The 5,981-nt window shown below is 34.8% G+C and carries 5 protein-coding genes; all 5 read left to right on the top strand.

Translation table 11 applies throughout. The features are described from left to right. Positions 1 to 1,157, top strand: a 1,157-nt coding sequence (locus NF27_RS13100; RefSeq protein WP_193387662.1) for an integrin alpha, incomplete at its 5' end; no start/stop codon positions are given. Positions 1,158 to 1,608: 451 nt separating this feature from the next. Continuing rightward, entirely contained in the window at positions 1,609 to 2,631 is a 1,023-nt protein-coding gene (locus tag NF27_RS10850) for an ankyrin repeat domain-containing protein (protein ID WP_039459600.1), read from the top strand. Positions 2,632 to 3,134: 503 nt separating this feature from the next. Then, complete coding sequence (locus NF27_RS10845; RefSeq protein WP_053332801.1) at positions 3,135 to 3,779, top strand: recombinase family protein; 645 nt, start codon at positions 3,135 to 3,137, stop codon at positions 3,777 to 3,779. A gap of 8 nt (positions 3,780 to 3,787) precedes the next feature. After that, positions 3,788 to 5,443, top strand: a complete 1,656-nt coding sequence (locus tag NF27_RS10840) for an IS481 family transposase (protein WP_204367902.1) — start codon at positions 3,788 to 3,790, stop codon at positions 5,441 to 5,443. After that, on the top strand, positions 5,443 to 5,981 hold a 539-nt coding region (locus NF27_RS10835; protein ID WP_039459591.1), incomplete at its 3' end, for an AAA family ATPase. The genes NF27_RS10840 and NF27_RS10835, both read left to right, overlap by 1 nt.

Below are 5,981 nucleotides of genomic sequence, written 5' to 3'. Positions count from 1 at the left end.
GTTATGTAGTATTTGGAAGTAAAACCCCGTTTTCTTCAAGCATTAACTTATCCGGTTTGGATGGAAGCAACGGGTTCAAACTAAACGGGGAAGTATCGAGTAGCTTTTCAGGTAATTCAGTAAGCAGTGCAGGGGATATAAACGGCGACGGTATTGATGATTTAATTATTGGTGCCCCTTATGCTAATTCTCAGAAAGGAATAAGTTATGTAGTATTTGGAAGTAAAACCCCGTTTTCTTCAAGCATTAACTTATCCGGTTTGGATGGAAGCAATGGTTTTAGACTAAACGGAGAAGTATCGAGTAGCTTATCAGGCTATTCAGTTAGCGGAGCTGGAGATATAAACGGTGACGGTATTGCGGATCTGATTATTGGTGCATATGGTGCTAATTCTTATAAAGGGATAAGTTATGTAGTATTTGGAAGTAAAACTCCATTTTCTTCGAGTATTAACTTATCCGGTTTGGATGGAAGCAATGGTTTCAAACTAAACGGAGAAGTATCGAATAGCTTATCAGGTTTTTCAGTTAGCGGAGCTGGAGATATAAGCGGCGATGGTATTGCGGATCTGATTATCAGTGCATATCGTACTAATTCTGATACAGGATCAAGTTATGTAGTATTTGGAAGTAAAATCCAGTTTTCTTCAAGTATTGATTTATCTAGTCTAGATGGAATCAACGGGTTCAAACTAAACGGGGCAGTACCAGCTGAGAATTCAGGCTATTCAGTAAGTAGAGCAGGGGATGTAACCGGTGATGGTTTTGATGATTTAATTATTGGTGCATATGGTGCTAATTCTTATAAAGGGGTAAGTTATGTAGTATTTGGGCCTATGATTTTAACAGCAAGTCCTAGTCCTAGTGCTTCATTAAGTCCAAGCACTTCAGCAAGCCCTAGTCCTAGTGCTTCATCAAGCCCAAGCACTTCAGCAAGCCCGAGCCCTAGTGCATCGCCAAGCCCACATTCAGCTGCAGCCAATTCCCTCTCACCTAACGTGTTTATAGATACTGCTGTAGTAACATATATGTTTGGTAAAAGTATTATAGAAAATGTGCTTTTATCCTCATATAATTACGACTTAAGTATAGGAGAAGAATTAAGTAGCTTCCATACATTGAATGCAGAGCAGATGACAGATAGTTATGCTGCTTAATCTCTTCTATTACCTAAAACATTTGAATAAAAATCTACTATTGAGGTCTAGTTGAAAATTAATCAAGGCTAGGCCTCTTTCAGTAATTCATATATATATTTAATATCATAAAAATTATTTTATTTACCTATAAATAAAGAAGCGATGTTGGTAATAACTTATGTTTAATAAAATGTAATTAATGACTGTCCTACTCACCCATAACCCCAGTAGGAATACTGAACTTGGTTATACTATATAATTCAAAAGTAACTAACCTTTGGTATGCCTAATCCTATAAAGTTCATTTAATCAAAATGGGTAAATAAAGAAAGTATTGCTTTATTTATATATGAGCAATAAAGAGATAACTTTTTATGAAACATTTAAATAATAATATTAACATAATATAATTAGATATATTTATCGTATAATATAAAGTTTACTGGAAATAATTATTAAAAGGATTTTTATGCTTAACTCTGATGAAAGGCTTATATCTGTTGATTATAAAAGTAAATTTGACGATAAGTTAATTATTACCCTAGAAATAGGCATAGTAACTCTCTTTAGACGAGGTTTGCATGCAGAAATAGGGATAGAATATTTAAATGAAGGTAAAGCTGTTTATAAAATGGTCCATTTGACTGGGAGGGGTTCTTCTTCGGGGGACTCTAATATATCACTTGGTAATGGCTCAGGACCTAGCCAGTTTATCCCGGGTGTATCTTCTGAAGGTGTAGTACAAATATTAGATTTATCTAATAAGCCTGTTAAAAAAGAAGGTGAAAGTATTTCCTGGGAAGTTAGTAAAAAAAAAGCCCTAGCATTATTACATTATGCAGAGCGAAATCCATTACAGAAATTTAATATTTATGGCCATAGCAATTTTGTTAATAGAATACAGCAATTAGCTGGGTATGAAGAATTTTACAGCTGTGTATCATGGGCTTGTGCGGTACTAAATATTGCAGGAATCAATATTAAATATGATGCAGTTAATCTTTTTATTTATACACCTTCTCTTATTTCAAAATCAACCATTGAAGCAGTAAGTCCTGTTGATATAACTACTTTATGTAAGTTTGCAAAAACAGGTAATACAGAAGCTATTATTACAAATTTTCCCCCTGAAGGGTCTAATGTTAATGAATTAACTTCCTATGCAACTTCTGGTCCAGTAGAAACATTTTTAGGTACTTATAGTCCTTTAAGTATAGCTGTAAGTTATGGCCAATATGAAGTTGTTAAATTATTGATAGAAAAGTATCATGCTTTGCCTAATCAACTTATTGGCCGAAGAGAAGACCATACTGCTTTAGATTGTGCCTATAAAAATTTCTGGTTTTCTGGAGTAAAGGAGAGTGCAAAAGAAGCGGTACAAAATTACCTTAAATCGATTGGAGGAAAATTTTATACTGATTTAAGCCATCAAGAAAAAGTTGTAGCATCACGGAATGAAGAAAGTTCAGTTAGTAAGACTGTAGGAATGTAAGATGTTAACAGCTTTGTGAACAGTATGTTAAAGATGTGAAAGCGATATATTTAGTTAGAATTAAATTGGGAGCTCCTGTCGCCTTATGAGACCATAGTCTAAAGCAAGTATATAATTATGCACTTCTTGTAAATCATTAGGATGACGTTTAACATTAGCTGTATAGGCTTGATTTTATAAACACAAATTCCAGCAATCGAGTGCAAATTTTTTCCAGAAATAAATGAGAATGAAAAAGCAGTTTGACCAGGATTAAATGATTTTATAAACTTTCTGTCCAACAATAAATGATTCTATAATTTTATTTTCCAGAATTAATTGCAACTATAGGTTGGAGAGTAAATTTAGTATAAAGGCAGGAATAAAATATATGGTTAATTAGATGAAAATGAGCATATTAAATTTATGAGACTTTAAACAAAAGTCATTGATAAAAAAATATAAATCCATATAGAATAAGAGCTAATTTTAGGTTTTTATAAAAACGGGCTAAAAAAGCTATTATGTATGTACTTAATAAGACAATAGCTTACTTGAGAGTATCAACGATTGATCAAGACCTTGATAAGAACCGTGCTGCAATTTTAAACCTAGCTAATGAGAAAGGTCTCGGACAAGTACAGTTTATAGAAGAGAAAGCTTCCGGCAAAACACCATGGCGCGAAAGGAAAATAGCAGAAATATTAGAGAGCATGCAGAGTGATAGTAATATAATAGTCAGTGAGCTTTCCAGGCTAGGGCGTAGTATGTTGGAATGCATGGAAATATTATCAATAGCTTTTCAGAAAGGAATTAATGTCTACGCAGTTAAAGGTAATTGGCAGCTAGATAAAAGTATCCAAAGTAAGATTATGGCTATGGCACTAGCAATGGCAGCAGAAATAGAAAGAGACATTATTTCCAAACGTACCACTGAAGCACTACGAGTAAAAAAAGCTGCCGGTATAAAACTTGGCAGACCTATTGGCCCTGGAAAAAGTAAGTTAGATGACTATAAGGTAGAAATTGAAGCTTTATTGAAGAATGGGTCAACAAAGAAATTTATAGCCGCCCGCTATAAAACAACACCGGCTAATCTTCATAATTGGTTGAGAAAAAATGGGCTTGATAAAATAGCATATGCTCTTGAAGGAGATATTCCTCAATGACAAGATGTGTGCCGGCAGATGCATTGATTATGTTATACAACAGATTATCTGCTCTAGCACCACGTAACCCACAGCGCAAGTTAGTCATAAAAGAAGCAGCTGAATTTTATAATGTTTCACCCGCTACACTATACCGCGCATTACATAAATATAAGAAGCCCAAAACAATTTATAGGGCAGATTATAATCGACCTAGACTCATTAGCCAAAGTGAAATGAGGAATTATTGTGAACTTATAGCTGCCTTAAGAGTTAGGACTACAAATAAGAAGGGTAGACGACTTTCTATAAAAGAATGTATCCGTCTTTTAGAAACCTATGGAGTTGAAACAAAAGGAGTATTAGTAAAAGCACCCCAAGGTTTATTAAAAAAATCAACAGTAAGCAATTATCTCAAACGTTTCGGGTTAGATTGCTTATCACTAAATGTACAACCACCTATAGTACGATTCCAAGCAGTAAACAGTAATGATTGTTGGCATTTTGATTTCAGTCCTTCAGATTTTAAGCATCTTCCTGCTGAGAAAAATGAAGATAATTTAGAAAGAACACCTACATTAATGCTAGCTAGTGTTGTTGATGACCGTAGTGGAGTAACATATCAAGAATATCATTATATTTATGGTGAAAATATTATCACTGCTTTAAAGTTTTTATATAATGCTATGGCAGCAAAGAAACACCCGGGTTTTCCTTTTCAAGGGATACCTAAAACATTTTATATGGATAACGGGCCGGTTGCAAAAAGCCTAGTGTTTAAGAGAGTCATGGCATACCTTAATGTAGAAATTAGAACTCATTTACCTGATGGTAAAGATGGCCGTCGTAAAACTGCTAGGTCCAAAGGAAAAGTTGAGCGCCCATTTCGTACGGTAAAAGAATCTCTAGAAACTTTATATCATTTACATCCTCCCCAGAATCTTTTAGAAGCTAATGAATGGTTACGCCATTATTTGGAAAGATATAACCAGGAGAAGCACCGACAGGAAGAGCACTCTCGCTTAGAAGATTGGAAACGTAATTTACCACCTGAAGGATTTAGAGCAATGTGTGATTGGCAGCAATTTTCTGCCTTGGCTCGAGAACCTGAAACAAGGAAAGTAGGAAGTGATGCATGTGTTGTTGTTAATGGAGTGAAGTATCAGTTAACACATGAACTTGCAGGAGTAAAAGTTACTTTACTATGGGGTCTCTTCAATAATGAATTACACGTTGAATATGAAGGCAAATCTTATGGACCATTCTATCCTGCTGATGGACCAATTCCTTTCGGTCGATATCGTACTTTTAAGAAAAGTAAGAAGGAAGAGCGCGCTGATCATATAGAACTCTTAGCAAAAAATATTTCTATACCACGTGCTGCCTTATCAGGCGGCTCTACAATAACCGATACTATGCTTAATACTTCGGGACTTGTTGAAGATAAGCAAGCATCAATACCATTTGAGCTGGAACATTCCCTAAGCCAAACATCATTTAAAGATGCTATAGAAGCTAAAGCTGCAATATCACGTTGGCTTGGTTATCCCTTAGGACGTTTATTGCCTGAGCAGATGGCTAGAATTGAGGCAATTATTTTAGAAAGCTTAGATAAACAGCTTGTAATGACACAAGTGAAGCAACTATTTGAGATAAAACCTATATTTACCAGGAAGGAGAACTAATGGATATTGAAAGCATGAAGTATTATGGTTTAACTAAAGAAATTGATAAAGCAGAATATTTTGAAACTGATACCTACCAAAGTATGCTAAGCAATATTAAACATGCAATAAAATCAGGAGGGCTTATCGCATTAACCGGCATAGTTGGTATAGGTAAGACTGTTACTTTAAGACGCTTACAGCAAGCAATTAGAGATGAAAATAAAATTTTAGTTTCTAAATCTCTGGCTACAGATAAACGTAATGTCACAATTAATACTTTATATACAGCTTTATTTGCAGATATAGCAACAAAGAAAGACGGTAAGTTGCCTACACAAGCTGAAAAAAGGGAGCGTAAGCTACAATCCCTTATCAAGGAGTTAAATAAGCCTATTGCCTTATTTATTGATGAAGCTCATGATTTACATCCACGCACTTTAGTGAGTTTAAAACATCTTATTGAGACTGTGCAAGATGTAAACGGCACTTTAGCCGTAATAGTTTTAGGTCACCCTAAATTAGCAAACGATCTACGCAATCCTGTACTAGAAGAAGT

It is taken from the genome of Candidatus Jidaibacter acanthamoeba, assembly GCF_000815465.1.
Lineage (GTDB): Bacteria > Pseudomonadota > Alphaproteobacteria > Rickettsiales > Midichloriaceae > Jidaibacter > Jidaibacter acanthamoebae.
Note: the sequence above shows the minus strand (reverse complement) of the source record. Positions and strands in the feature narration are given on the sequence as shown.

Bases quoted from the DNA above. Each gene is read 5' to 3' on its own strand.
- NF27_RS10850 (WP_039459600.1), top strand. From the start codon at position 1,609: ATGCTTAACTCTGATGAAAGGCTTATATCTGTTGATTATAAAAGTAAA.
- NF27_RS10845 (WP_053332801.1), top strand. From the start codon at position 3,135: ATGTATGTACTTAATAAGACAATAGCTTACTTGAGAGTATCAACGATT.